General features: G+C 68.8%; 33 protein-coding genes and 2 pseudogenes. 17 read left to right on the forward strand and 18 right to left on the reverse strand.

The features are described 5' to 3' along the window. Positions 1-577 precede the first annotated feature (577 nt). On the forward strand, positions 578-1,039 hold the full coding sequence (locus tag ACXC9Q_RS30350; protein WP_457060047.1) for a pyridoxamine 5'-phosphate oxidase family protein: 462 nt from the start codon (positions 578-580) through the stop codon (positions 1,037-1,039). Between the two features lie 356 nt (positions 1,040-1,395). Here the strand turns inward: ACXC9Q_RS30350 and ACXC9Q_RS30355 are convergent, their stop codons facing one another. The 4 genes from ACXC9Q_RS30355 to ACXC9Q_RS30370 form a co-directional block, all read right to left on the reverse strand. Next, entirely contained in the window at positions 1,396-1,911 is a 516-nt protein-coding gene (locus ACXC9Q_RS30355) for a pyridoxamine 5'-phosphate oxidase family protein (protein ID WP_457060048.1), read from the reverse strand. 140 nt (positions 1,912-2,051) lie between these two features. After that, the gene (locus ACXC9Q_RS30360; RefSeq protein WP_457060049.1) at positions 2,052-2,381 is read right to left on the reverse strand and encodes a VOC family protein; all 330 of its coding nucleotides are present in this window, start codon (positions 2,379-2,381) and stop codon (positions 2,052-2,054) included. Positions 2,382-3,438: 1,057 nt separating this feature from the next. Beyond that, entirely contained in the window at positions 3,439-4,632 is a 1,194-nt protein-coding gene (locus ACXC9Q_RS30365; protein ID WP_457060050.1) for a sensor histidine kinase, read from the reverse strand. After that, complete coding sequence (locus ACXC9Q_RS30370) at positions 4,629-5,279, reverse strand: response regulator transcription factor (protein WP_457060052.1); 651 nt, start codon at positions 5,277-5,279, stop codon at positions 4,629-4,631. The genes ACXC9Q_RS30365 and ACXC9Q_RS30370 overlap by 4 nt, the downstream gene beginning before the upstream one ends. 60 nt (positions 5,280-5,339) lie before the next feature. On the opposite strand from ACXC9Q_RS30370, the gene ACXC9Q_RS30375 reads away from it, so the two are divergent. The 6 genes from ACXC9Q_RS30375 (at position 5,340) to ACXC9Q_RS30400 (ending at position 10,225) form a co-directional block, all read left to right on the forward strand. After that, on the forward strand, positions 5,340-5,984 hold the full coding sequence (locus ACXC9Q_RS30375; protein ID WP_457060053.1) for a hypothetical protein: 645 nt from the start codon (positions 5,340-5,342) through the stop codon (positions 5,982-5,984). 20 nt (positions 5,985-6,004) lie between these two features. Next, a complete protein-coding gene (locus ACXC9Q_RS30380) occupies positions 6,005-6,604 on the forward strand; it encodes a hypothetical protein (RefSeq protein WP_457060054.1) in 600 nt (199 codons plus the stop codon). Further along, positions 6,604-6,981 (forward strand): hypothetical protein, encoded by a 378-nt coding sequence (locus ACXC9Q_RS30385; RefSeq protein WP_457060055.1) that lies wholly within the window; start codon positions 6,604-6,606, stop codon positions 6,979-6,981. Before ACXC9Q_RS30380 ends, ACXC9Q_RS30385 begins: the two co-directional genes overlap by 1 nt. A 133-nt stretch (positions 6,982-7,114) precedes the next feature. Further along, positions 7,115-8,305: an efflux RND transporter periplasmic adaptor subunit gene (locus ACXC9Q_RS30390; protein WP_457060056.1), complete on the forward strand. Its 1,191-nt coding sequence runs from the start codon at positions 7,115-7,117 to the stop codon at positions 8,303-8,305. Continuing rightward, a complete protein-coding gene (locus tag ACXC9Q_RS30395; protein ID WP_457060057.1) occupies positions 8,298-9,011 on the forward strand; it encodes an ABC transporter ATP-binding protein in 714 nt (237 codons plus the stop codon). Before ACXC9Q_RS30390 ends, ACXC9Q_RS30395 begins: the two co-directional genes overlap by 8 nt. Then, a complete protein-coding gene (locus ACXC9Q_RS30400) occupies positions 9,008-10,225 on the forward strand; it encodes an ABC transporter permease (protein WP_457060058.1) in 1,218 nt (405 codons plus the stop codon). The genes ACXC9Q_RS30395 and ACXC9Q_RS30400 overlap by 4 nt, the downstream gene beginning before the upstream one ends. Positions 10,226-10,649: 424 nt before the next feature. Here ACXC9Q_RS30400 and ACXC9Q_RS30405 read toward each other — a convergent pair whose 3' ends face one another. The 7 genes from ACXC9Q_RS30405 to ACXC9Q_RS30435 form a co-directional block, all read right to left on the reverse strand. Continuing rightward, a complete protein-coding gene (locus ACXC9Q_RS30405) occupies positions 10,650-10,934 on the reverse strand; it encodes a hypothetical protein (RefSeq protein WP_457060059.1) in 285 nt (94 codons plus the stop codon). Between the two features lie 1,144 nt (positions 10,935-12,078). Further along, positions 12,079-12,654 carry a hypothetical protein gene (locus ACXC9Q_RS30410; protein WP_457060060.1) on the reverse strand — a complete coding sequence of 192 codons (576 nt, stop codon included), beginning with the start codon at positions 12,652-12,654 and terminating at the stop codon, positions 12,079-12,081. A gap of 1 nt (position 12,655) precedes the next feature. Next, entirely contained in the window at positions 12,656-13,189 is a 534-nt protein-coding gene (locus ACXC9Q_RS30415) for a DUF6286 domain-containing protein (protein ID WP_457060061.1), read from the reverse strand. Next, the gene (locus ACXC9Q_RS30420; protein ID WP_457060062.1) at positions 13,186-13,599 is read right to left on the reverse strand and encodes an Asp23/Gls24 family envelope stress response protein; all 414 of its coding nucleotides are present in this window, start codon (positions 13,597-13,599) and stop codon (positions 13,186-13,188) included. The genes ACXC9Q_RS30415 and ACXC9Q_RS30420 overlap by 4 nt, the downstream gene beginning before the upstream one ends. Continuing rightward, on the reverse strand, positions 13,592-13,774 hold the full coding sequence (locus ACXC9Q_RS30425) for a hypothetical protein (protein ID WP_457060063.1): 183 nt from the start codon (positions 13,772-13,774) through the stop codon (positions 13,592-13,594). The genes ACXC9Q_RS30420 and ACXC9Q_RS30425 overlap by 8 nt, the downstream gene beginning before the upstream one ends. Positions 13,775-13,837: 63 nt before the next feature. Beyond that, on the reverse strand, positions 13,838-14,098 hold the full coding sequence (locus ACXC9Q_RS30430; protein WP_457060064.1) for a hypothetical protein: 261 nt from the start codon (positions 14,096-14,098) through the stop codon (positions 13,838-13,840). 2 nt (positions 14,099-14,100) lie between these two features. Next, positions 14,101-14,595 (reverse strand): Asp23/Gls24 family envelope stress response protein, encoded by a 495-nt coding sequence (locus tag ACXC9Q_RS30435; protein WP_457060065.1) that lies wholly within the window; start codon positions 14,593-14,595, stop codon positions 14,101-14,103. 247 nt (positions 14,596-14,842) lie between these two features. Between ACXC9Q_RS30435 and ACXC9Q_RS30440 the strand changes: the two genes are divergently transcribed. The 6 genes and pseudogenes from ACXC9Q_RS30440 (at position 14,843) to ACXC9Q_RS30465 (ending at position 17,658) form a co-directional block, all read left to right on the forward strand. Beyond that, complete coding sequence (locus ACXC9Q_RS30440; RefSeq protein WP_457060066.1) at positions 14,843-15,469, forward strand: RNA polymerase sigma factor; 627 nt, start codon at positions 14,843-14,845, stop codon at positions 15,467-15,469. Next, entirely contained in the window at positions 15,466-16,041 is a 576-nt protein-coding gene (locus tag ACXC9Q_RS30445) for a hypothetical protein (RefSeq protein WP_457060067.1), read from the forward strand. Before ACXC9Q_RS30440 ends, ACXC9Q_RS30445 begins: the two co-directional genes overlap by 4 nt. After that, positions 16,038-16,451, forward strand: a complete 414-nt coding sequence (locus ACXC9Q_RS30450) for a hypothetical protein (RefSeq protein ID WP_457060068.1) — start codon at positions 16,038-16,040, stop codon at positions 16,449-16,451. The genes ACXC9Q_RS30445 and ACXC9Q_RS30450 overlap by 4 nt, the downstream gene beginning before the upstream one ends. 39 nt (positions 16,452-16,490) lie before the next feature. Next, a pseudogene (locus tag ACXC9Q_RS30455) lies at positions 16,491-16,718 on the forward strand (DUF2252 family protein); the annotation flags it as partial. A 44-nt stretch (positions 16,719-16,762) separates the two neighbouring features. Further along, positions 16,763-17,359, forward strand: a pseudogene (locus tag ACXC9Q_RS30460) (DUF2252 family protein); the annotation flags it as partial. A 5-nt stretch (positions 17,360-17,364) separates the two neighbouring features. Continuing rightward, positions 17,365-17,658 carry a hypothetical protein gene (locus ACXC9Q_RS30465; RefSeq protein WP_457060069.1) on the forward strand — a complete coding sequence of 98 codons (294 nt, stop codon included), beginning with the start codon at positions 17,365-17,367 and terminating at the stop codon, positions 17,656-17,658. A 33-nt stretch (positions 17,659-17,691) separates the two neighbouring features. Here ACXC9Q_RS30465 and ACXC9Q_RS30470 read toward each other — a convergent pair whose 3' ends face one another. From ACXC9Q_RS30470 to ACXC9Q_RS30480, 3 genes are read right to left on the reverse strand one after another with little or no spacing between them, the layout of a single operon-like run. Next, positions 17,692-18,372 (reverse strand): Clp protease N-terminal domain-containing protein, encoded by a 681-nt coding sequence (locus tag ACXC9Q_RS30470; RefSeq protein ID WP_457060070.1) that lies wholly within the window; start codon positions 18,370-18,372, stop codon positions 17,692-17,694. Then, positions 18,369-18,602: an AsnC family protein gene (locus ACXC9Q_RS30475; RefSeq protein ID WP_457060071.1), complete on the reverse strand. Its 234-nt coding sequence runs from the start codon at positions 18,600-18,602 to the stop codon at positions 18,369-18,371. The genes ACXC9Q_RS30470 and ACXC9Q_RS30475 overlap by 4 nt, the downstream gene beginning before the upstream one ends. 9 nt (positions 18,603-18,611) lie before the next feature. Then, on the reverse strand, positions 18,612-19,358 hold the full coding sequence (locus ACXC9Q_RS30480; RefSeq protein ID WP_457060072.1) for an ABC transporter permease: 747 nt from the start codon (positions 19,356-19,358) through the stop codon (positions 18,612-18,614). A gap of 454 nt (positions 19,359-19,812) precedes the next feature. On the opposite strand from ACXC9Q_RS30480, the gene ACXC9Q_RS30485 reads away from it, so the two are divergent. Both ACXC9Q_RS30485 and ACXC9Q_RS30490 read left to right on the forward strand, forming a co-directional pair. Further along, positions 19,813-20,121 carry a PadR family transcriptional regulator gene (locus ACXC9Q_RS30485; protein ID WP_457060073.1) on the forward strand — a complete coding sequence of 103 codons (309 nt, stop codon included), beginning with the start codon at positions 19,813-19,815 and terminating at the stop codon, positions 20,119-20,121. Further along, positions 20,118-20,768 carry a hypothetical protein gene (locus ACXC9Q_RS30490; protein WP_457060074.1) on the forward strand — a complete coding sequence of 217 codons (651 nt, stop codon included), beginning with the start codon at positions 20,118-20,120 and terminating at the stop codon, positions 20,766-20,768. Before ACXC9Q_RS30485 ends, ACXC9Q_RS30490 begins: the two co-directional genes overlap by 4 nt. Positions 20,769-20,923: 155 nt before the next feature. Here the strand turns inward: ACXC9Q_RS30490 and ACXC9Q_RS30495 are convergent, their stop codons facing one another. The 4 genes from ACXC9Q_RS30495 to ACXC9Q_RS30510 all read right to left on the reverse strand — a co-directional run bounded on the left by ACXC9Q_RS30495 (position 20,924) and on the right by ACXC9Q_RS30510 (position 24,069). After that, positions 20,924-21,268, reverse strand: a complete 345-nt coding sequence (locus ACXC9Q_RS30495; protein WP_457060075.1) for a MerR family transcriptional regulator — start codon at positions 21,266-21,268, stop codon at positions 20,924-20,926. Positions 21,269-22,512: 1,244 nt separating this feature from the next. After that, positions 22,513-23,025: an Hsp20/alpha crystallin family protein gene (locus ACXC9Q_RS30500; protein WP_457060076.1), complete on the reverse strand. Its 513-nt coding sequence runs from the start codon at positions 23,023-23,025 to the stop codon at positions 22,513-22,515. Between the two features lie 244 nt (positions 23,026-23,269). Then, positions 23,270-23,551 carry a hypothetical protein gene (locus tag ACXC9Q_RS30505; RefSeq protein ID WP_457060077.1) on the reverse strand — a complete coding sequence of 94 codons (282 nt, stop codon included), beginning with the start codon at positions 23,549-23,551 and terminating at the stop codon, positions 23,270-23,272. 74 nt (positions 23,552-23,625) lie between these two features. Next, positions 23,626-24,069, reverse strand: a complete 444-nt coding sequence (locus tag ACXC9Q_RS30510) for an Hsp20/alpha crystallin family protein (protein WP_457060078.1) — start codon at positions 24,067-24,069, stop codon at positions 23,626-23,628. A gap of 130 nt (positions 24,070-24,199) precedes the next feature. Here ACXC9Q_RS30510 and ACXC9Q_RS30515 point away from each other — a divergent pair, with 130 nt between their 5' ends. Further along, entirely contained in the window at positions 24,200-24,877 is a 678-nt protein-coding gene (locus ACXC9Q_RS30515; protein ID WP_457060079.1) for a hypothetical protein, read from the forward strand. Positions 24,878-24,977: 100 nt separating this feature from the next. After that, positions 24,978-25,247 carry a hypothetical protein gene (locus ACXC9Q_RS30520; protein ID WP_457060080.1) on the forward strand — a complete coding sequence of 90 codons (270 nt, stop codon included), beginning with the start codon at positions 24,978-24,980 and terminating at the stop codon, positions 25,245-25,247. The last annotated feature ends 89 nt before the right edge of the window (positions 25,248-25,336 follow it).

Genomic DNA, 25,336 nt, shown 5'->3' on the forward strand with positions numbered 1-25,336 from the left:
AACTCCCTCACACCAAAAGTGGGCGACGAGGCGCTGATGGGGGCCGGGGCGTGGCGGACGTCTCGCCACGCCCCGGCTGTCCGACACCCCCAAGAAGGCGCGATCGTTCAGGACGCCTCCGGGTTGACGGGCCTGCCGGCGAGTTCAGGGTGCCATCCTCCTCGATCCTGAACCAGCCGGGGCACGAAAGTGACGCCGTGATCGCCCCAGTAACTGGGGCCGGTGCCTACGGCAAGGAGCGTGCTGTTCACCTGGTTCGGCGCTGCCGCAGATGCTTCAATCGGCAGCGAGTCTTGAGCTGACCCGAGCAGCACGCGGACGTGGGTCTATCGACAACTTCGGCTGGGATGGCCAGCCGCTCGGAGGGCTCCGGGATCCCGGGGGCCTAAGGCCAAGCGACCGGCCACCACAGACGATGCTGTCATCGCGGTACGGAACCCGCCCAGGGTCGAAGGTCCCAACCTGACGGGCGTCGAGCCACCGTCCGCAGGCCCTGATCGGGGACCTTCGGCCCTGTGACCGGCACATACATCCGGCGTTTCCTGTCCAGAAGGAACGCCTCAACCGAGAGACTCCGATGACCACGCATTTCAGCGGCAACGAGCCCGCCGCGCGACGGGCCGCAGAGCTTGGCAGCGACGAGCTACCACCGGCCGAGTGCTGGCGGCTGCTCGCCGCCGCCCGGGTCGGACGCCTGGTCACCACCGAGCACGCATTGCCAGCCATAACACCTAACGAGTACATGCTCGACGGAGACAGCATCCTGTTCACGACGAGGGACGAGGCGAAGACCCGCGCGGCCAGGCGGCGTGAGCTGGTCGCGTTCGCGATCGACCCCGGCCGCGTCCTGCAGCCGGCGACCTGGCTCCTCACGGTCATCGGCCACCTCTGCGAGATCCCGCCGGACCGGGTCGACTCCCTCGCTGCGCATCCGTGGCACCCCGGGGCGACCAACACACCGCTGATCCTGCGGCTACGCATCGAATCCCTGACCGGTCGCCGCGTCAACCTTCAAGGCCCGCCGGAGCGCGCGCCATAGGCCGGGCCTGCGGTAATCCATCATCACCAGCGGAAAGACCGATCCGGCAGCGCCTACTCGGCCCAGAACTCCAGAACCTGGCCCCCGAGTGACAAGTACCCGCTGATGGACCCCGCGCGCCGAGTGTCAGCCCGAGGTGTGCGGTTGGTTCGCGGTCGCTGCGGCGCGGGTTCGCCCCGGACGACGCTGAGCAACGCGCCGATCCTCGGCGCAGCGCCCGGACGACCTGGACGGCCTGACGGAGACGATCGCAAGTGCGGATCCTCAATCGGGGCGCGGGTTTGATGCTGCGGCAACGGTGTCCTGTGAGCTGGTCAAGCCGTGGGCGACATGGTTCGTGACCCGATCAGCATGCTTCATGAGGTATCGGCCACGCCGCGCCAGGCGACCTCGGCGAAGCTGAAGAGCCGCTGCGGGGTCATCCGCAGCCAGGCGGTTGCCCAGTCCAGGCTGCCGCCGCGGTTCCGCACTTCGGTGATTCTGCGGACTTCGTCCGGCACGGTCGCCACCACCTCGGCCGGACCCTCGGCGAGCACCGCGGCATGGGTGTCGTGCTCGCCCTCGAGGATGGACAGAGCGAGCCACGGATGAGCCCGGACGTTGCCGAGCCGGGCCGCGCCGCCGAGCGTGGGCAGCCAGAACGCCTCCGCGTACAGGGAGAACAGCGTCGGCGCGGCGTGTGCACGGCCGTCGGGCCGAGTGGAGGACGCGAGCGCATAGGTCCGGCGCTCCAGGTACCCGGCCAGCTCGGACCCGGTCATCCGCCGCTGCGGCGGGTACGCCGTGCGCAACGCCCGGCCGGCCCGGCTGAAGGACCCATCCTGTAGTCGGCCCAGCCAGGCCACCAGAGCCTGATCGCCGGTACTCGCCACAGGCTCTTCTCGGCGGTGACTCCGCATAGGGCTCGCTCTTTCCTCGGGCGTTGGATCTGATGTTCAGAGGTGGCCGGGTCGGCAAACGAGCCGCCGTACCTCGCCTGCTGCGGTACGGCGGCGGGCCTGCCATATGTCGGCTACTTTCCGCGCAGGCCGATCGGGTTGCCGTCCGGGTCAGCGAGCACGCAGATGCGCATCCCGGGTGCGACCTGACGCGGCGCGTCGCGCTCGGTGGCGCCGGCCGCGAGCACGGTCTCGCGGGCCGCGTCGAGATCCTCGACATCGGCGAAGGCCACCGGGCCCCCGCCCTCGCCGGCTGGATTGAGACCGACCTCGAAGCCGTCGATGTTGTACCCGACGTAGTACGACTCGTCGGTGTGCGGCGAGCCCAGTAGCGCGCTGTACACGGCCTTAGCGGCATCCAGATCGGACACCGGAATCACCAGGCTACGGACCTTGGGACTCATCATCGTCTCCTCACGGTAAGGCGGTCACATCGCTGACCGCTGCTGCGCCGGTAGTGCCACGCTACTAGCGGATCACCGACCGACGCTTCTCGATTCCTGATCAACCTGACGACCGCCGAGCTCAGCGCCAGCTCGTTGCTGCGGCTCAAAGTGCCGGCCGACCGCGGAACGACCGGCCAGTCCAGCGAACTGCCCGATCCGCCCGGCTACAGCGACCAGAGCGATGACGCACCAGGCGCGAGACTTCAGCGGGCGAACGCCGAGTGTGCTCCGCCGACCGGCGATCCTCCTCGCCCCAGGGCGGCGCGAGCTGACGCGGACTGCGGCGCAGCCGGGCCGCCTCGAATGTCCCACGTCGAAGGTGCCCAGCGTCCGGCGAACGCGTAGTCCCAATAGAGGTAGTTGACGGCGCCGATGTGGACGGTACGCCAGGCAATGGAGGTGACCGGGGCGGAGAGGGCTCCGGATTTCGTAGTCGATGACCCAGCGTCCCGCGCCGCCGGCATGTGCCGCCCGACGTTCCGAGCGATCGTGCACTGTCCAGCAGTGGGCGACAGGTGCCCGGAAGAACTCCTCGTCCCGGATGCCTGCGAGCACTCGGTCCAGGTGGCTGCACGAGTCGGGAATTGCTCCAGCAGTACCTTCCTGGCCGTGGTCAACGCTGCCTCCATTCGTAGCCTGGGGTTACGCCACCAGCGTGCATCCGGGCCTCCCTCCGGCAACACCTCGCCTCGTTGGTGTCCAAGCCAGACATCAGATGAGCCGACAAGGTCTGCATATGGACCGCATGGCCCCTGCGGCCGAAACCCGGCACACGACATAACGGCCGAGACCCGCATCAATCGCATGCTCATCACCGCCCGCTACCGTGCGTGGCGGCAGGCTCGGCGCTCGTGCTAGACAACAGCCACCGCCAGGCTCGCCAGGCGCAGACGGGCCAGATCGTCGGCGGATACATCACCAGCACGTGGGGCACCGACAAGACAAGGAGGTGCGCCAGTGCACTCTGGGTATGCCGCGCCGGCCTTGGCGGCGAAGGTGGCGGGGGCGCGGGTGTTCAGGTGGCAGGCGACGCTGCGGCGTGATGGCGTCGCGGGAGGCGGACGCTGATGTCCAGCCCACCGGTAGGCACGGCGGTTGCGTCGACGGTGCCGCCGTGCACCGCGGCGATGGATGAGACGAGGGTGAGACCGAGTCCGAAGCCGTCGTGGCGGGTGCGGTCGTCGAGCCGGGTGAACGGCTGGAAGAGGCGTTCGACCATCTCGGCGGGGACCACCTCTCCGGTATTGACTACGCGCAGGACGGATGTCGCGTCGTGGGTGGTCGTCGAGATCTCGACGGTGCCGCCCGCGATGTTGTAGCGCTCGGCGTTGTCGAGGAGGTTGATGACGAGCCGTTCGAGCAGCACTCCGTCGCCGGTCACCGGGGCTTCATCGAGCGTGGTGGTTGTTGTGATGCCGTTGGCGTTGCGTCCCTCGAGTGCGTCTTCGGCGACGGCGGCTAGATCCAGGGGATCGGTGAGGGTGCGCGCCTGATCGTTGCGCGCGAGTACCAGCAGTGCCTCGATGAGCCGCTCGGCGTGATCGACGGCCTGGCGAACGTCGGCGGCCATGGACACCAGCTCGTCGCACGTGGGTTCCGGCTTGGCGAGGACGACGTCGATCGCGGTGCGCATGACGGTCATCGGCGTGCGAAGCTCATGGCTTGCGTTGGCGATGAACTGGCGCTGACTGTTGAACGCGCGGTCGAGCCGCTCGAGCATCGAGTCGAAGGTGTCGGCGAGCTCGCGCAGCTCGTCGCGGGGGCCCTGCAAAGCGATGCGTTGGGACAGGTTCTGCTCACTGGCCGCGCGGGCCGCTGCGGTTAGTCGGTGGACGGGCCGCAGGATTCGCCCGGCGACGATCCAGCCCGCGACCGCGGCGAGCAGGGTGACCGCGACCAGGCCGACCAGCGAATAGGCGAGCAGGTGGGTGAGCGTCGTACTGCGCTGGGCGGCGGCTCCAGCCTGGACGCCGCTGGAATACAGCTTCGCGCACTCGCCCTTGGGGTCGAGGTCGCCCCTGGCCTGTGCCTCCTCGACGCACGTCCGGATCGTTTCCGTCGTCGGCGGCGGGGTGCCGACGGCCGTCGTGTCCTGCTGGCTGTGTGCGACCAGCAAATAGGTGATCAACACCAGCGCGGCCCCTCCCGCCGCGAACAATGACGTGTAGACCAGCGTCAGCCGCGCCCGGGCGCTGAGGTGGATGCTCACAGTCGGTAGCCGACGCCGACGACGGTCTCGATCAGCGGCGGGTCGCCGAGCTTGCGCCGCAACCGCCCGACAGTCACCGCGACCGTGTTGCTGAACGGGTCCGCGTACTCGTCCCACACGTGCTCCAGCAGCTCCTCGGCGCTGACCACGGCGCCGTCCGCGTTGGCCAGGCACTCCAGCACGCCGAACTCCTTCCGGGTCAGGGTCAGCGGGATGCCGGCCCGGCTGGCGCGATGCCGCGCGCGGTCGACCACCAGGTCGCCGCGCTGCACGACCGCGGGCGAGCCGGGTCCGCGCCGGCCCAGGGCACGGATGCGCGCGACCAGCTCACCGAAGGCGAACGGCTTGCCGAGGTAGTCGTCCGCGCCCAGCTCCAGCCCGTCGACCCGATCCTCGACGTCGGCGGCCGCAGTGAGCATCAGGATCCGGCTGGGTGAGCCGTCGCGCCCCAGCTGCCGGCAGACCCGGTCGCCGTGCACGCGCGGCAGGTCGCGATCGAGTACGACGACGTCGTAGGCAGTGCTCGTCGTGCTCTCCAGGGCGGCGGCTCCGTCGCAGACCACGTCCACGGCGAAACCCGCGTCACGCAGGCCTTCGCCGATGCGGTTGGCCAGCGCAACGTGGTCCTCCACGACCAACACTCGCACCCTCACATTCTGCGCCCGCTCGGATGACATCCGCCTAACAACCACTGTTCGGCTCGTGTCATGGGCTTCGCGCTACACCTGGTCCCGATGACCCCGCAGGAGGACAAGATGGACGTCACGACCGCCGTGCGCCGGTCACTCCAGGCGGCCCGGCTCTCGGCAGCGCTAGTCGCCGTCGCCCTGCTCGGCACGTCATGTGGCGGTGGCATCTCGCCCAGTGCGGGAGCGTCAGCGGGCTCTGCGTCCGCAGTCGCCTACTCCGCCTGTATGCGCTCGCACGGCGTCCCGAACTTCCCCGACCCCAGCGGCAACGGGCAGGCCGTCGTCAAGGCCGACCCGCAACAGCTCGGCGTCAGCACCGCCCTGTACAACCGGGCCCGGCAGGCCTGCCTGCCCCTGCTCCCGAACACGGGGTCGACCCAGGAGCAACAACAGGAGACACAGTGCGCGATGGCCGGGACCTGTTCACAGGCCGTGGTGCAGCAGTGGATGAGCGGTCTCCGGACCCTGGCCCAGTGCCTGCGCACCCATGGCGAGCCCAACTGGCCGGACCCGATCCTGTTCGTGGCCCCTGGGCACGGGCCCCAGGCGCTCCCGCACTTCCCCTACGAACAAGCCGGCATCGACCATCACTCGGCGGCGATCCTGGCCAAGGTCCAGACCTGCGTCAACCAGACCGGGTTCCACGGGCTACCGCTCCCATGACAGCCGCTGGGGAGGACATGATGAACGACCGCGTCGTACGCCGGCCCCGGTGGACTGCGCGAAGGTCTGCGGTCCTGATCGCCGTGGTCCTGCTGACCGCAGCCTGCGGCGGCGGCCCGTCGTCGTCCGGTTCCGGCGATCCACAGGGAGCGGAAGGGTCGGCGAGCGGCTCAGCATCGCCCAGCCCACTCGCCTTCTCGGCCTGCATGCGTTCTCGCGGCGTGTCGAGCTTCCCGGATCCCGACAGCAGCGGAGCGATTCCCAAGGTTGGCCCGCAGCAACTCGGGGTCAGCACTTCCCGATTCCAGCAGGCTCAGGGCGCCTGCGCCTATCTGCTCCAGCCATCCGACGCCCAGGTGCAGCAGACGCTGGACGGCATGCGGGATTTCGCCCAGTGCATGCGCTCGCACGGGGTGTCGAACTGGCCCGACCCCAGCACCGACAACGATGGGCAGCCTGTCTTCGATCTTCGCGGCCAGATCAACCCTGATACGCAGCGGATCGACACCACGTCTGGTGCATGCTCACACCTTCTGCACCCCGCTCCGGGCGAGGACGGAGCCTTTTTGTGCAACGGCATCGGCGACGACGGCTGCCACCATTACGGGCGGCCCGACTGATGTTCACCACGCGCATCCACCTCGTAGGCCGGGCATGGCCGGCGTCTCTCCCGGCGCCCCGAATCCCGGCTGCGCTGGTCGTCGTGGCCCTGCTGGCCGCGGCCTGCGGCGGCAGCCCGGCGTCGTCAGGTTCCGGCGGCTCACCGAGCGCCGAAACCTCGACGGGCTCCCCGTCAGCGGTCGCCTACTCGGCCTGCCTGCGCTCCGATGGCGTACCGAGCTTCCCCGACCCCAACAGCAACGGGACGATCCCGAAGGAGACTGCGGAGCAATTCGGTGTCAGCGACTCCCGGTACGAGACGGCCCGGACATGCCTGCGCACCCCTGCTCCCGGGCAGCGGCGGGCTGAGGAAGGGCAGTCATACAGCGGGCGATGAGCGGCATGCGGCGGTTCGCCCAGTGCATGTCGGGGACGAAATCAAGGCTCGTGACCAACTCCCCGACCCCGACAGCAAGGTGACCGCCGGGTGCCGTACGACGTGACGCGGAACGAGAGGTCAAGGAGACGCGATGAGCGCCGGGACAACGAACACCGCGAGCACGACGGCCACCAGCGACCGTGCCGATCTGGCCGGCTCAGTTGCCAGGCGCAGCCGGCGCCATTGGATGATCGGTGCCGTGGTGCTGGTGCTAATCGCGGCGGGGGCCGTCGTGGCCAGCGGAGTGCTCGGCGGTGGCGGGAACAGGAACAGGAACACGTCGAGCAACAGCGGCTCGGCGACGTCGCTGTCGATCGTCGTACGCCGGTCATTGTCGCAGCGGATGCAGCTCAACGGCACCCTGGGGTACACCGGCTCCTACTCGGTGCTGGGCCAGACATCCGGCCTGGTGACCTGGCTGCCGACGACGGGACAGGTCATCCACCAGGGCCAGGTGCTCTTCCGGGTGGACCAGTCACCGGTGGTCCTGCTCTACGGGTCCATTCCGGCGTACCGTGACCTGGCCCTCGGCTCGACCACAGCGGCCAGGACCGGTGCGGACGTGGCCCAGCTCAACCACGACCTCGTCGCACTGGGACTTGTGGACACGGCGTATGTGGACTCGGACTGGGAGATGTTCAACTGGGCCACCAGGCTCGGCGTGGAGAAGCTGCATGACCACCTCGGCGTGGCGCAGACCGGGAAACTGTCGCTGGGTGACGTGGTGTTCCTGCCGACCGCCGCCCGGGTGACCTCGCTGCAGGCTGGTCTCGGGGCTCCTGCAACCGGGCCGGTACTGCAGGCGAGCTCGACGACACCGACCATCACCGTCGCTCTGGCGGCGGACCTGCAGTCGGAGGTCAAGGCCGGCAGCCAGGTCACGATCACCCTCCCGGATGGGACTACGACGCCCGGCAAGGTCGCCTCGGTCGGCAAGGTCGCCACCATCCCGACGGGCGACCAGGGCGGCCAAGGCGGCTCCACCCCGACGGTGCCGGTGGACATCGAACCGACCCACCCGCGGGCCATCGCAAGCCTGGACCAGGCGCCGGTGACGGTGACGATCACCCAACACACCGTGCACCACGTGCTGGCGGTGAACGTGACCGCACTGCTCGCCCGCTCTCCCGGCGGATACGCAGTCGAGGTCGTCGACAGTGACGGCACCCACCACCAGGTACCACTCACCCCGGGGCTGTTCGACGACGTGGCAGGCATGGTGCAGGTGTCCGGGTCCGGTCTGGCGGCCGGACAGCGTGTGGTGGTGCCCGGCAATGAGTGACCTGGTGGTGCTGGAGCTCGACGGCGTGACCAAGACCTATCCCAGTGTGCCGCCAGTGACCGCGCTTCGGCACGTCAGCCTGACCGTGACCGCCGGCGAGTTGGTGGCGGTGATCGGACCGTCCGGCTCGGGCAAGAGCACGCTGCTGCACATCATGGGCAGCCTGGACCGGCCCACCAGTGGCACCGTCAAGATCACCGGTTTCGATGTGGCCGGCCTGTCCGATCGGCAGCTGGCCGCGCTGCGCGCCAGCTGGGTCGGGTTCGTCTTCCAGCAGTTCTTCCTGACCGAGCACGCCACCTTGCTCGACAACGTTGCCGACGGGCTGCTCTATGCCGGCGTACCCGCCGTCGAACGCCGGGAGCAGGCGCTGGCCGCACTGGCCGCCGTCGGCCTGGCCGACCGCTCCTCGGCGCGCCCCACCCAGCTCTCCGGCGGCCAGCGGCAGCGGGTGGCGATCGCCCGGGCCCTCGTCGGCCAGCCGGCGATCGTGCTGGCCGACGAACCCACCGGCAACCTCGACTCAGCCACCGGGGAGTCGATCGTCACCCTGCTCGAGGAGCTCAACGCGGCCGGCACCACCATCGTGGTCATCACCCACGACGCGCGCATCGCGGCGCGGATGCAGCGTCGTGTCGAGATGCTCGACGGGCACATCGTGGCCGACTCCGCACACCCCCCGGTCCGAACAGGAGCACGTGCATGAGCACCGAGCTGATCACGCACCGGCTGCGGCCCACCGATCTGGCCCGACTGTCGGCCATGGGCATGCGCACCCGCAAGGTCCGCTCGGCGCTCTCCGCGCTGGGCATCACGATCGGGGTAGCCGCCATTGTCGCCGTGCTCGGGCTCTCCTCGTCCTCGCAGGCCGGGCTGCTGCACGAGATCGACCAGCTGGGCACCAACCTGCTCACCGTCGCCAACGGACAGACGCTGAGTGCGGGCACCGCCGAACTCCCGATCGCCGCACCCGACATGATCGCCCGCATCGGGGCTGTCGAGTCGGTGGAGTACACCGCCTCGATCGACGGCATGAACGCGTTCCGCAGCCCGCTGATCCCCGGCATCAACACCAACGCCCTATCGGTGCAGGCGAGCAGCCTCGGACTGCTCCACACCGTGGGCACCTCGGTGGCCACGGGCCGCTACCTCAATGCGGCCACCGCCCACCAGCCGGTGGCCGTGCTCGGCGCTGCCGCCGCCTCCCGGCTGGGCGTCGACCGGATCTACCAGGGCGAGCGGATCTGGGTCGGCCCCACTCCATCCTCCGGGCGATGGTTCTACCTGGCCGGCGTCCTCGAGCCCGCCGTGCTCACCCCCGAGATCGACTCGGCCGTGCTCATCGGCTTCCCCGCAGCGAAGAAGTACCTCAGCTTCGACGAGCACCCCTCACAGATCTACCTGCGCGCGAACACCGACCAGGTCACCGCCGTCCACGACCTGCTCGGGCGCACCGCCAACCCGGAGAACCCCGGCGAGGTCGCCGTCGGCCAGCCCTCGGACGCGCTGGTCGCCCGCGCCGCCGTCAAGGGTGCGCTCAACAGCCTGTTCCTCGGCCTCGGCGCAGTCTCCCTGCTCGTCGGCGCCATCGGCGTCGGCAACGTCATGCTCATCTCCGTGCTCGAACGCCGCTCCGAGGTCGGGCTGCGCCGCGCCCTGGGCGCCACCAAGGGACACATCCGCATCCAGTTCCTCACCGAGGCCATGCTGCTGGCGTTGCTGGGCGGCGCCGTCGGCGTCGCCCTCGGGGCAGCAGCGACCGCCGTCTACGCCCACACCCAACACTGGGCCACCGTGATCCCTCCGCTCGGCTGGGCCGGCGGCCTGGCCTCCGCCCTCGCGATCGGCGCCGCCGCCGGGCTCCTGCCCGCCATCCGCGCCGCCCGAATGTCACCCACCCAAGCCCTCTGGGCCATGTGAGGAACGAGGGTCAGCCAGCCATAGAGGTGCGGCGCCAGGCCGGTGTCCCAGCGGGGATCCCCCTACGGGCTCTCAATGGGGCTGGCTGGCGGATCGTTCGCAGAGGTCGTTCGGATGCACACCCGGGCGGTCATGTCGAGCTTCACTGGTCGGGCTTCCGTGCCCGCGCCCAGACCAGGGCACATGGCCGGCGCCGCATCGAACGCCGGTAATTAGTGTCTACTTATTTTGCACCTGACATAACGCCGGCTATCGGCTTGCACGAACCGACTGTGATTCAGACACCGCAGCTGCCTGACTGCTGCTGTCTCCGGAGCGCATCCAACCAGGCTGCCAAACCCTCGAGATCGCGGACAGGATCTTTTCCAACAGAGATCTGCCGCGTCCGGCGCTGCGTGGCCGGAACGACGGTGACGAGCCCGAACTACTCACGGGAGGCATCTACCGGTCGTCGTGGATCTGGCGGGCGTCGGCGCACCGAGTTGGGGCTTTCGACGGTCTTGACGTTCTCCCAAGTGAGACGTTTCCGGCCAAGCGACACACCGTCCTTGTCCACCACCAGCACCGGCCGGCCAAAGAGCGTCATCCGGACGTACCACCAAATCAGCGGAATCAAGGCTGGCGCAGCCACCAGGCAGAACAGTGGCCACCACCGCCAATTCTGGCGACCGAGGGCGGCCGATACGACCGCCCCGATCTCGTTCGCCAACAGGAACCCGTAGAGCAGCGCCTTCAGGGCAGTGACCCTTCGCCGCGGGAACCCGCACCTCGCATGTCCTCGCCAACTCAGCCGTCCAGTAGGTCGCTTCAGTTTCACTCACCACGCCCACTCCGCCCCCCAGATGCCGTGAAAGTCCGGATCTTCCTGCCTTCTGTGCTGATGTTAGAGACGCCCGCATCGTTCGAACGGCCAGTTGCTCCGCGACCGCCGGCGAATCCAGGTGGCAGAGATCAGAACCGCGACCGGGGCTGCCAACTGGGCCGCGAGAAACGATCGATTCTCGACACCTGCCTATGACTCCGGTGGCCGATGACTCCGACCAGGATCGGTGCCAGGGCTGCGGCGTAGCGCCAGCGCCCCACATGTAGCGGTCCACACCGCGCCGACGGAAACTGCAGCAGCAGCCTGGCCAGCCAAGGCAACGATTACGATCGCGATCAAACTGGCTAACGTGCCAGTCAACAGGAGCTTGTGATGGCTCTCAGTGGTCGCGGCAGCTCGAGACACGGTTAACTCCGACTCAGCGCATCCCCCCGGACCAGCACCGAATCGAAGCAGCAACAAGTACGTCAGCTGCGAGAGTCCGTTTCTCTCGTACCAGGCCCCCCTGGGTACCTGCACGCCCCGGGGGAGGCGCGCAGCCAGCCGACGCGTTGATGATACCGAACCTCGATCACCCGCGGCGCTAGACCATCGTTTCTCAACACCGGCCATGAGACAGGTCTCGAGTGACCGAGTTGGGGCGATCAACTCGCCGGCAGCCTGAACCACCAACGCCATAGACGCTGAGGGGTATCAAACCGCAGAGCGCAAAGAAGGCTGCCAGCTGGAACTCATTGTCGTGCATGGGGCCGCGGCTTCCAGGGCCAATGTCCACGAGGATCCCGCTCGAGGCGTGGTGTGCACAGAGGCGACACAACGTCTGAGCGGGTCGGGAAGGCAGCCGCCTATCTCTCAGGGTGACAACTGATCGCCTCGGCGGGGACCGTTGGGCGACGGGTTGCTACACCCCCGTGAGGGGCGCGGTACCTTCCCGGCCCGCCGGGGCGTTGTGGTGACCTTCACCACGGCTCCACGGCCGGGCCGGGGCTTCGCGCGCGCCCAGTCGGGGCCGCCTGTTGGTGGGTTGGGTTCATTCCACGCGGGGCGTGGTGGGGGTCTTGGTGTTGCGTGCGACGTGTAACTCGATGCGGTGGTGGAGGTCGGCGCGGCCGATGACTCGATGCAGGTCTTGGCAGGTGTGTTCCGCCGCGGCGCTGACGGTGTCCAGGTCGGCGGTCGGTTCGAGGGTGGCGGTCAACGCGGCGACGAGTTGGCCGCGGTCGAGGATGATGTGCCCGGATCCGTCGCGGACGCCGGGTGTCATTGCCAGGGCGTGACCTGCGGTGGTGGCGGCGGCGTTGCCGTTGGCGGTGAGCCGGCCGCGTTCGTCGCTGCCGGTCAGGCGTAGTTGACCGCTGCCGCGGCGCGGGAGGTGCCGGACCAGCCAGGTCAGGCCGAGCACCACCAGCAGCAGGCCGCCGCCGCCGGTGGCCCAGGGCCACCATGGCATGGGTGGGAGATCGGTGAGTCCGTTGATCTCGAGGCGGGCGGGGGCGTCGGGGATGCGGTCGTAGCGCCAGCCGAGCGCGGCCGCCCCGGCCACGATCAAGACGGCGCCGGTCACCACGGCGATGAGCCGGTCGAGGGCGATGACGCTGCGGCGCATGTCAGTTCTCCTCGACGGTGACCCGGGCGCGGACCCTCGGGGTGGGAGTGACGGCGTGCAGTCGCTGCGCGATCGCGGTGATCAGGTCGTCGTGGACCCGGGCCGCGTCCCCGGTCGCTGTCGCGGTGACCCGCAATGCGCGCCGCTTGGCTTTCGCGGCGGCGGTGGTGACCGAGTCGATCGTGCGGGCGCTGTTGGCGGCCAGCCGGGCGGCGTCACGGCGCCGGATCCAGACACCGGTGTTGTCGCCGACGGCCAGATGTGTGGCTCGGCGCGGTTTGAGCCCCGCAGCCAGGGTCCACAGACCCAGCACGACGGCGGCCACGCCGGCCGGGACCATCCAGTCGGCAGGCTTGAGAACCTCGGCCTTACCGAACAGCCACTCCAGCCACGACCCTCCGGCGAGAGAGCCGGTGGAGACCAGGGTTTCACGGACCCCGACGACGCCGACCGCGATCACCAAGACGGCGGCGATGACGCCGACAACCGCGGCGGCCGGCGCGGCGACCGGTCTTTTGGCGGGGGTGCTGTTCATAGGAGCCTCCTCGGGTTCTCCACACGGCGGCTGGGGTCGGGAAGTTCGACAGCCGAGATGTCGACCCGGACGGCGTCGACGCCGAGTCCGGTCAGGTCGGCAACGGTCTGTGCGACTCGGCCCCGGGTCTCGGCGGCCAGCTCGGCCAACGGGTGTCCCCACTCGACAGCGATCTCGAGGTCGAGTCCGACCCGCCGCCCGGCCAGCTGGGCTTTGGCTCTGGGGAGCCCGCGCCCGAAGGTCGCTTCGCGGCGGAGCACGCCGTGGACCTGCAGGGCGGTCGCCTCGGCGACCCGTTCCACCACTCGTGGGCTGATGTCCAGCCGCCCGCGGCTGCCCGGGTCAAGTCCCCCGCGGGCCGTAGCTTGTTCGATCGCGGCCGCCGGGGCGAGGGGGGTGGTGTCAGCCACGGCCACGGCGCGACATCAGGTCGTCCAGACCCTTGCTGCCGCCGGTGAGATAGCGGCCGGCGGCGAAGCCTGCCGCGCCCAGGACAAGGGCGAGCAGGAATCCGGTGAAACCGCCGAGGATCGCCGCGATGGCGATCAGCAGACCGGCGAACAAGCCGATGGTCGAGGTGTTCACGAGATCTCTCCTTGGGATGGGCCCGGGCTGCCTGCCAGGTGCCGAGGTTGGTACCGGTGGTGGTCAGGTGATGCTGGGCGAGACGATGTCTTCGACGGTCACGTCGACCGGCGTCCCACGCCACCGTGAGGTGAATCTCCACCCGGTCCTGCCTGACCCGGACCCCGATGACCCGGCCGGCGGGAAAGATAGGTCGGCGATCTCACCGAAGGTGCCGCCGTGCAGCCCGGCGACTCGCGGCACCGACCGGGTCGCGGCGGCGATCTGCTCGGACACGTCCGGGCGCCGCGCTGCGGGGCCGGCCGGGTCGGGCGTCGTCGTCACGGTCACTGGACGCGGCGCTCGACCGGTTCAGTCTCGCTATCGGTGTCCGTGTCGTCTTCGCCCTCGAGGTGGATGTCGTTGACGGCGATGTTGACCTCGGTCACCTCCAGGCCGGTCATCCGCTCGACCGCGGTGATCACGTTGCGGCGGATGCCCTGGGCCAGGTCGGCGATGCTGACGCCGTACTCGGCGACGATTTCGATGTCGACCGCGGCCTGCTTCTCACCGACCTCGACCGACACTCCCTGGGACAGGTTCGTCCGCGAGCCGGGGATCCGGTCGCGCATCATCCCCATTGCGCGGGCTGCGCCGCCGCCGAGGGCCCAGACGCCGGTCACCTCGTGGGCTGCGATGCCGGCGATCTTGGAGACCACGGTGTCGGCGATGGTGGTTCGGCCTTGCGTGCTGGCCAGCGTGCCGGTGCCGCCAGCAACAACTTCCGTGCCGGCTCTACCGGGCTTGCCAGCGGTGCGGGAGGTGGGAGCAGTGTCAGTCATCAGACGATCCTTAGGTTCGTGGTGCGGGGTGAGCGCTCTGTTACTGGTTGGACAACGCCAAGGGGTGAATCGTCACGGTGATCGAGCAACGATTGCTCCGGGATGTCGAATTGACGGCTGGTTGACCGCAGTCACCCGGCGAAAGGCCGCTGATCCCGGCCGGGACCATGACATCTGTGAGGCTGGGGTGTCCTATCCTCAACAGGTCCGATCACGAGCCGCTGCCCGGGCCGCAGAGGAGGCTACGGTGACGGCCGCCGACACCGCGGGTTCCGTTCCGCCGCTGCAATCTCCGACGCCCACGGGACCGCCAGGCCCCTCCGGCCTGGTCGAGTTGGACGAGGCGACGCTGGTCGCGCGGGCCCGAGACCGCGACACCGCGGCATTCGAGATCCTGGTGCGCCGCTACCAGCGCCGCATCTACTCGCTGTGCCTGCGGATGCTGAACGGCGCCACCGCAGAAGCCGAAGACGTAGCCCAGGAAGTGTTCCTGGCCGCCTGGCGTAGGTTGCCCGAGATCCAGCACGACGCCGCGTTCGGCAGTTGGCTGTACCGGACCGCGACGAACAAGTGCCTCACCCTGCTGCAGCGCCGCAAACCCACCACCGAACTCGACGACCGCAACAGTCCGATCGAGACCGGGATCTGCGGGGACCCAGAGCGGGCGGTGTACATCAACGAGGCGATGACGGCCCTGACACTGGGGCTGCAACGACTGCCACCCCCACAGCGGGCCTGCTGGCTGCTGCGAGAAGCTCACGGACGGTCCTACCGCGAGATCGCCGACCTGGTCGGAACCACACCGACAGCGGTCAGGGGACGAATAGCCAGAGCACGCGCCCAGCTAGCGGAGGTGATGAAACCATGGAGATGAACCCCACTGAGACCCAGGCAGGACACCCGCTGCCCTGCGGGCGCACCGTCGAAGACGTCTGGGACGACATCGAAGCCGACCAGATCACGACCCACGCCCTCGACTGCCCACACTGCACCACCGCACGAGCCAGCCTCGACCGGCTCACCGAAGCCACCCGCGCCCTGATCGACGACCCCACCGAACCGCCGGCCGGGTTGCTGGACAAGATCATGACCGCGGTCCGGGCAGACCTCAGCCACGGCCCAACCCTGGCGCTGCCAAGCCCCCACGCCGAGATCGACATCTCAACCCACGCCCTGGCCACGGTGCTGCGCTACATCGTTGACGGCGTCGACGGCGTCCGGGCCCACCAATGCCGCATCGAGACTCTCGCGGACCGGCCGCAGTCGCTGCGGGTCTGGATGTCGGTGGCGCTGCGCTACGGGTCCGGGCAGGTTGCCGCCCTCGACGAAGCCCGCCGCCGGGTCGCGGCCGCCCTACCCGAACGGATCGGCCTGGACCTGGACACGCTCAACTTCACCGCCGTGGACGTCTGGATCGACCACACCAGGTCGAAGGGGAAGCGATGACCACCGACTGGTCACCCGGCCACCTCGTGCCCGCCACCCTCCTCACCGAGATCAAAGCCGCCGACGCCGCCGCCCGAGCCGCCCGAGCCGTACCCGGCGTCGTACGGCTCCAACCCGGCATCTGGGGACTGCTGCGACACTTCGCCACACACGCCTGGGAACAAGCCACCGGCAAAGCCCTCCCCGACCTCGCCGGAGTCACCGCCGACATCGCCGATCACGGCCAACAGATCCGGATCGACCTACGGATCGTCGTCAGCATCCACCACCACGCCGCCCACGTCGGCGCCGCAGTCCACGACACCGTCACCGCCGCGGTCGCCACCGTGACCGACAAACCAGCAAGAATCCGGATCCACATCGTCGAGATCGACCTCGAACCCGACAACAGCCGAACCCCTACCAGCTGATCCCAGCCCACCGCCCGCGAAACGAGCCAGGGCAACCTCGCCGTGTGGTACACCCGGGTGGACGCCGACCGGATGGTGGTCGAGCTGGCCCGGCAGCTGGACTCGCACCGACGAAAGAAGGCCCGCCGCCTGTTGGACAAGGCGCGCACCCGCGACAGCGTGCAGGCGCTGTCCAAGCTCACTGAGATGGTTGACGGGCGACCGCGCTTCCGCTCGGACCCTCCGCTGCTGGTGCCGATCGAAGAGCTGTTCCCCGACGCCGAGGTCGACGCCTTGTACGCCCAGCTGCGGGACGGGCACGCCGCTACTACAGCTCCCTTGAGCCGAGCCTGCGCCGCCTGCTCGGCCAGTACCGGCTGGTGCACATCGCGCAGAAGGTGGTCGGCGTCGGCAGCGTCGGCACCCGCGCCTGGGTGCTGCTCTACGAGGGCCTGGACGGCGGAGACCCGCTGGTGCTGCAGGCCAAGCAGGCCATGCCGTCGGTACTCGCCGAGTACGTCAAGGCCCGGACGCCACGCAACGACGGGGAGCGGGTGGTGCGCGGGCAACGGCTGATGCAGGCCGCCGGCGACATCTTCCTCGGCTGGGGACGCGGCCCAGGACTGGACGAGGTGACCCGCGACTACTACGTGCGCCAGCTGCGCGACGGCAAGGGCAGCGTGATCGTGGAGCTCCTCGACGCCACCGCGCTGGCCCGCTACGGCGAGTGCTGCGGCACCACCCTGGCGCGGGCCTACGCCCGCGGCGGCGACCGGGTCGCCCTGGCCGCATACCTCGGCAAGGGCAAGGCGTTCGCGAGAGCCATGGCGGAGTTCGCCGAGGCCTACGCCGATATCAACGAGGCCGACCACGCGGCGTTGGTGGCGGCCATCGACTCCGGTTGGGTCGCGGCGATCAGCGAGGTCTGAGAACGATGCGGGCAGTCGCTGTGCGGCGATGGCGGCGCCCCGAGCCGCCGATCAGCGGCTGGGATCTTCGCCTGTTCTGGGTATGGATCTCGTGCAACTCGGCCGCGTTCCTGGTCCTGCTGACCGCGATCGCCGTGTTCGCCTGGCTCGGCGCGGACCGGCTCCAGCTCGCCTTGCGCGGAGGCCGAGAACCAGCTCCCAACGGTCATCGACCAGCCCTGCTGATCAGGCAAGTTGCCCATGGCATCAGTGTGCGCCAGATCGGCTTTGTTGGCGGGAGGCTTCAGCCCGACGTCTGAGACTCCCGATCGTGCGCCTTCGCGCTGGCGGAGTCACAGGGCTGCTCCCCGGTCGGCGGACAGCTGGGCATGCAACCGGGCGGGGTCGAGGCCCTGCGCTGCCAGGATCGTGGCGGCCGGGTTACTTGCGCTGAGGCTCCATCCCAGCTGGGCCAGGTGCTTGCGGCCGCGGTGTCCCAAGCCTGTGCCGAACGGGTCAGCCGCATCCTGTAACACCCCGGACAACAGATCATTCGGCCCCACCTCGCGCCGCCCTCGGCTGTCCGCAGCCTCGGCCGCGAGGGCTAGGGCTCGTTTGGCGAAGAACGGCTTCCCGCACAGCGGGTGGCGGCGGCGGCCACCGCCGCGCCACCACGGCCTTCGACTGGCTCGCCAGACCGCCTCGCCGAGGGCGTCCGGGCCGAACGCCGCCTTCAGTTGCTGTTCGACCTGGCCGATGTCGATCCCAACCGTGCGCAGGGTTGCGGCGTCGTCCGGCGACTGTGGGGTGCGCCCGTCTGCTGTGAGGTGCTGCAGTTGGGTCCGGGCGGCCGCGAGGTCCAGGCCGTGTTCGCGCAGGAACCGCTGGGCCGGCCCAGCGTCAGCACTCAGCAGGCCGAGCAGGACGTGCTCGTCACCGATGTAGCCGTGGCCGAGTTCCTCGGCCTCGTCCAATGAGGCCGTCATCACCCGCCGCGCCGCTGGGGTGAGCCGGTCCATCATCGTCGCCGTCACCGACCCCGGACGCGTAGGGCGTGTTTGTAGTGCACCGCTTGCTTGGTGACACCCAGCCGGCGGGCGATGTCCCGCCAAGACCAGCCCTGCGCCCGGGCGTTCTCGACCTGCAGCACCTCGAGCACCTCGACCAGACCGCGCAGCGCGACCACCGCGGCCAAGCCTGTCTCGGGGTCCGGGCCTGTCGCCGCCTCGACCATCTGACTCGCCTCATCCAGCTCGACACCCACATCGTCAAGCTAGATTGACGCCGACTGATCGTCAAGGCTCTTTGACGAGCCGCCTTCGGCGATTGGACGGGTCAGCCACGGTGGCGCGCGACGGTAACGGAGCACGGCGGCGGGGATAGCGATCACGAGCAGCCCGGCGATCCACGCGAGCGCCTGCCACACATGCTCGGCCGTCGGGCCGCCGAGCACGAGGGCGCGCAGCGCGTCGACGGTGACGGTGACCACGTTGACCTTTGCGAACGCCTGCAACCAGCCGGGCATGGTGGCGACCGGGACGAAGGTGGAACTGGTGAACACCAAGACGATGACCGGCATGAGACCGGCCAGCCCAGCTGTCTCGGCGTCATGGACCAGCAGGCCGACCAGAGCGTTGATCCAGGAGCACGCGACACCGATCAGCAACGCCGGGCCGATCGCCGCCCCCGCGGCAGCAACGCCGGCGTGGAAGCGGAACCCGATCGCGTATCCAATCCCGGTCATCAGCAGCAGGACGAACAGGTTGCGCACCGCGTCGGCCAGGGTCCGGCCGGCCAGGACCGCGGAACGGGTCATGGGCAGCGCACGGAACCGGTCGATCCTGCCGGTGGCCAGATCGTCCGCGATCGCCACCCCGGTCTGGGACGCACCGAACGCGATCGCGAGCACGAAGATTCCCGGAGAGCTGACTCGTGCATCTCTCGCAATTCTTGGATCCGGGGTGTCTCGGCTCCGGTCGCGCGGTACGTCGGGAGCTGGAACTTCAGTGTCGCGGGCCATGGGCGGTCGGGCGTTTCCAGCCTCAGCGCAAGCCCCATCTGCACACCGGAGAGCCCCGCCGGTGAAGCCACCCAGATCCCGATCTCGAACTCACCGCGGCGATCGACCTTCGGCAACAAGGCGACCTTGCCAGCCATGCCGTGCGTCGGGCCGATGCTGAGTCCCAGGATTTCGTGTCAGGTCGCGCCTAACCGCCTCCGGCTCCTCGATCCACATCATGCCCCCGACGATGGCTCGGTCGTACACGGTGACCCGGGACCGGTGTTCGGCTGATGCCGAGCATCGAGGCGACGTCCGTGTCGCGGATGTTCTCGCGCGGCTCGAGCGGCCCGTTGACGATCCAGTTCTTCAACCGCTCGTAGGCGGGCTCCGGTATTCCCAGGCCGCCTCGGACGGACCTAGTATTACGTGAACCGATATAGCGTGACGCGGAATAGTGGAACGAAAGGACGGGATGGACGGTCTGGGGAGGTTCGCCGAGCCGAGTGTGTTGATCCTGACCAGCCTTGCCGGTGGCCCGAAGCACGGGTATGCCCTGATCAGGGACATCGAGGAGCTCGCCGGCACCGTGGTCGGGCCGGGGACCCTGTACGCGGCCCTGCGCCGGCTGCAGGAGCGCCGATTGATCGAGGCCCTACCGGCGGAGGACCGGCGCCGGCCGTACCGGATCACCCCGGCGGGAGCGCAAGCTCTGCGGACGTATCTGGAGCACGCGCGCCAGGTCAGCACGGTCGGACTCAAGCGCCTGACGGCGTTCGCATGAAGCGCCTCATCCGGCTGTACCCGGCTCGATGGCGGCGGCAGTACGGCGAAGAGATGAGTCAGGTACTCGACGACCTCCGGCCGATGAGCCTGCAAACCCGCGGCCGGGTGGCGACAGACCTGCTCCGTGGGGCGATGGATGCCCACCTCACCACGGGGTCGTCCAGAGGCACGGCGATCGGAGCCGCCCTGCGCCGGGCGCTCATCGTCGCGGGGATCAGCTGGGCCGCTCTGAGCATCGAGATCGTGTTGTCGAACGTGGTTTTCCCAACCACCGAGGACAACGACGGCGCGTCCGTGCTGATCAGCTACCTCGCGGTCTTCGCCGCCCTCGCGATGACCGGCGTACTGACGGCTCGAGTGACGAGCGACTGGCAAGTGCTCGCAGTGGCCGGCGCAACCGCGGGCGCTCTCATCGGTGCGTTGACAATCGGCACCTACGCGGTGATCGACAACGTCTTCCTGGACGTCATCAGCCGGCAGCAAGCCAAAATCGACGGACTGGCCGGCAGCGGGTTCACCTCGATGCGAACCTATGTGAACCTGAGCCTCCTGTCCGGCCTCGGCATGCTCTCGGTGTTCCTCGGCGTGGCCGGTGGCACACTTGCCGTGCTTGGCGGCCGAGCCACCAGCTCGGGGTGTCGGTAAGAGAGCTGTCACCAGCCGCCACATTCAGGACATCCGGCTGAAGCGGCGTACTGGCAGGAACGCAGTTGTCGGGCCCGGGTGGGGCTGTTCCGGGGTCCGGAAAGCGCTGTCGTCGGGGCGGACGGTGAAGCCCCGGCGGATCCCGTGGGCGGTGGCTAGCCGTGTTCGCGCATCTGCTCGTTGATGCGCAGGGCTTCGGCGAGCTGGTCTTCCAAGATGATGATCCGGCAGGCCGCGTCGAGGGCGGTGCCCTGGTCGACGAGTTCACGGGCCCGGGCCGCCAGGCGCAGCTGGTAGCGGGAGTAGCGGCGGTGTCCGCCGTCAGAGCGTTGCGGGGTGATCAGTTTCGCCTCGTCCAGGCTCCGCAGGAATCCCGGCGTGGTGCCGACCATCTCCGCGGCCCGGCCCATCGTGTAGGCGGGGTAGTCCTCGTCGTCGAAACTGGCCGGGCCGGCCGGGGCTGAATTCATCGGGGTCTCCGTGTGCAGGTCTGGGGTCATCGAACCTCCATGCCGAAGGGCCCCGGTGCCGAAGCACCGGGGCCCAAGGGATAGTTGGATTGTCACCATCTACCGGCCGTATGGCCGGCCTTGCATGTCCGCAGCGCGCCACGTGAAGGCTGTCGCTGCGGGGATCGCTGAATGCGTAACCGAAGACCACCTTCCCATCTGATGGAACTACGGCACCCGCCCGGCGAAGTACTGGCACTGGCGGGCGATCCGACGGTGTAATCCCTTCCCTTCTCTCTCGAACAACAACTGCTGGTATTTCAACTGCAACTACAAACTGCTACTGCGAGTACGGAACTGCGAACTACTTGATGCGACTACAAACTGCTACTTCAACTGCGAGCTGCTACTTCGATCCGTCAAGCCTGGAACCCTTCTCAATCACCGGCCCCAGCAACTCTGACCAGATCCCGGCGTGAAACCCGAGCCCCTTCACTGATCGGCCCGGCGGAATCCGCCGTCGTACCTACTGCACAACCTTTGGACAGATCGGTAGCCGTCCACGTCAGCTTCGCTGTTCTTCTCTGTCAACACGAGGAACACTACACAGACGGCGAGGGAATGTCTAATCCCGTCACTACAGATATTGGGCGTGTCTTGGATGAGCTTCGTGACACGGCGCAGCCCGCCACGGTGGCGCCCTGGTGACCTGGCGTTGCCTGCCGCTGCCGGCGGCGAAGAGGTTGGTGCTGTGGCGCCAGCGGGTCTTCCAGATGCCGTTCTCGCAGTAGGTTTCGACGTCGTCAAGGGGCGGCACCGTGGTCCCCTCTCGTTCGTTGCGGCTCAGCCAGTTCGCTCAGTCCGGCAGGGCTGGGCTGGTGAGGTTCCCAATGCACCGGTCCCACCCGGATCGCAGGCCCCACCCGGATCGCCGTGGAGGGCTGCGGCACTGTGGGGACTCGGGGCAGCGGTGTGGTCGTCGGTGCCGGCGGGATGTGTGCGGCCACTGGTTTGGCTCGGGTGCGGTCGTAGGCAGCGCGGCTGATGGGGTCGCGCAGGGTGGCGTAGGCGGTGAGCAGTTCCCGCAGCCGCTGATCGGCTTCAGCAGCTGCCTCAGCAGCTGACTGTGCGCCGGGCCCTGGGGCTGGTTCTGGGGCTGGTTCTGGTTTTGCTGGTGTGCGGGTGTCGGGGTGGAGTCGGCGGACGAGGCCCACGGAAGGCGTGGTCGAGGTCGTTGTCGCTGGCCTCGGCGGTGACACCGAGGACCGTGTACGGGTCGGGCTGTGGTGGCGCGGTCATGGCTGGCGTCCACGGGGAGCGTCGGGGTCGACGATGTGGATGCGGTGGCCGGGGCCGGGTTGGGCCTTGGGGGCGTGGATGGTGAGCACGCCGCGGGTCAGGCTCGCGGTGATCTTGCCGCCCAGCACAGGGCGCGGAAGGTCGATGGTGTGGTGCAGTGGCCCGGCGTGGCGGGTGTGCTGGTGCAGCACACCGGTGTGTTCGCGGGCAGGGATCTGGCCGTGCACGGTGAGCGAGCGGTCGTTCCATTCAAGGACCACGTCGCCGGTCGTGGCGCCGGGCAGGTCGACCTCGACCAGGAACTCGTCGTCGGTCTCCTCGACGTCGACCGTCGGCGACCACCACGCCACAGAATCAGCCACAGAATGGGTTGCGGCGGGGCCGGTGGTGGCGAGTTGGTGCATCAGCTGGTTCATCCGGCGGTGGATGTCTTCGAAATGGGCGAACGGCTCGGTCGGAAGCCATCGCACGGCCTTGTCCGGCGCCCGCCGGGTGCTCCTGTTATTCATCGCGCTCACCTCCGCCAGGTAATCCGCAGCCGCCACGAACGGGAAAGACTCGTGGACCGGGGTGATGCGGCGGCCCGCCGTAGCGTGTCGTCCTCAGAAGGACAGGCGACGGACAAGAGTTTCGTCGCCGCGGGTCGAGGGTGGGCTGCGGGCGGCCGCATCACCGGGTCAAGGGTTTCGTCTGTCTCGGATCGGCTCACCTCCTCACCGGGCCGTCTCACTTGGGACTGCCACCAGTACGGGCTCACGCCACCCGCCCCGGAGGGCCGCGTCCCCGCCCCTGGGGCCGGCTCGTCGACACGGTCGGGCGTACGGGTCTCCCGGGCCGGCGAGGCCACCTGGATGGTGGCCCCGCGGCCCATCCACCGGCGGGTGGACAGAGCTTGCCGCGGGGCGGCTCGGACGGCGATTCCCAGCAGTCGGCGATCAGGGCGTCGAACTCGGCCCGCATCCACTCGTCGTCGCCGAGCACGAGGTCAACGAACACCTCGGCCGCGTCGAGTAGCGGCTGTTGAATCGCGGTCATCGATCTCACCCCATCGACAACATGTCCCTGTCGTGTCCCCACCGGATCGGCGCGCCACGGCGCGCGCCGATGCGTCAGGCGTCGATCTGCTTGCGGTCGGCGTCGCTGTTCGCGATCGCGATCTTGCGCGGCTTGGCCTGCTCGGCGACCGGGATCTTCAGCGTCAGCACGCCGGCCTCATAGCCGGCCTCGATCCGGTCGGCGTCCAGGGTGTCGCCCAGGAACAACTGCCGCGAGAACACCCCGAGCGGCCGTTCGGCGACCTGCATCTCCACGCCGTCGCCGAGCTCGAGTGGCCTGCGCTCGGCCTTCACCGTGAGCACGTTGCGCTCCACGTCCAGATCGATCGCGTCCGGCGAGATGCCGGGCAGGTCGAATGAGACGACGTACTGGTCGCCTTGCCGGTAGGCGTCCATCGGCATCGGGGTCGGCCGTGACCACGTGCCCGGCGCCTGGCTGCCGAAGAACTGCTGGGCGAACCGGTCCAACTCCCGGAACGGATCAGTGCGCATCAACATCGTCCTGCACCTCCTGAACTGGGTTGATTCAACGGTGGTGTCAACACGCACTTCCCTTATAACATGTCAACGAAATGATGACAAGTGGGCTTTGTCGTCGAATCGCTGACATACTGGGAATGGTCAGGAGGTGACTGTGACAGTCAGCAACACGACAAACGACGCAGGCGACGTTCAGAGCGCGACCTCGGCTGCGATTGCCGGCGTGGAGTACGCCGTCGATCGGCTCAGACACGAGGTGGATGAGGGAGTCTCGGCGCGAGCAGTCATCAGCTCGGCGGATGTTCTCGCTGCGTTGACTCAGCTGCGGCTGGTCCAGGACCGGCTCGCGGCGTGGGAGCCGTTACTCATCGGTGCGGCCCGGGACCGGGGGGCCAGCTGGGCTGCGATCGCCCCCTCCCTCGGCGTGGCCAGCCGACAGGCCGCCGAACGCCGATACCTACGGCTCAACCCACACCCCGCCGACCAGCACGAGATGACGGGCGAACAACGCGTTCAGGCAGCGCGCGATCGCAGAGCCGGCGACCGTGCCGTCACTCAATGGGCCCGAGCGAACGCGGCCAGGCTGCGCCGGCTGGCCGCACAGATCACCGCACTCGACGGGCTCGACCCGAGCGCGGCCACTCAGGCGAGTGTGGACCGGGTCCTGCACGCGCTCGGCGACAGCGACACCGCGAACCTGCTGGACCCGCTGACCGAAGCCGGCCCGAAACTCGAAGGCACCCACCCCGCCCTGGCCGGACAGGTCGCCGACATCAACGCGACCACAAACCAGCTGCGCCGCGACCAAGCCATCAGAACCCAGTGACCCCGACCCGCCGCAACGCCGAGCGTTTCGGCGAGTCGATGCTCGCCCGTACCTTGTGTCTCGATCCGGCGCAATGGGTAGTGGCCGCGGGGTTCGACCGATGGTCACCGGGCATGACGGCAACCCCAAGAACACGGCCGCAATCTCCGCTGATCCGATCGATCACGACATCCCAGCCACACCACCACAGGCGGTGGGTGCACTGGACGCTGCGCACAACCCGAGTGCGCCGCCTGTCGACGACGCCGCTGCTGGACCGGCAGATCCGGTGCCAGATCTCGCGCCCGAGCCGACCGAGGTGGAGCCGGTGGTTGTGCCGCGGTGGGTGCAGGCGATTGTGGTGGCGGTCGCCCACCCCTCACAACGGTGACCGTGTCGACGGTTCCCGGTCGCGCGCGCCTGGGGCCGGGAACGTCGTATCGAACTCCCTGCGCCGAGCGCTGCGGATTCCTTCCGCGA

It is taken from the genome of Kribbella sp. CWNU-51, assembly GCF_054073265.1.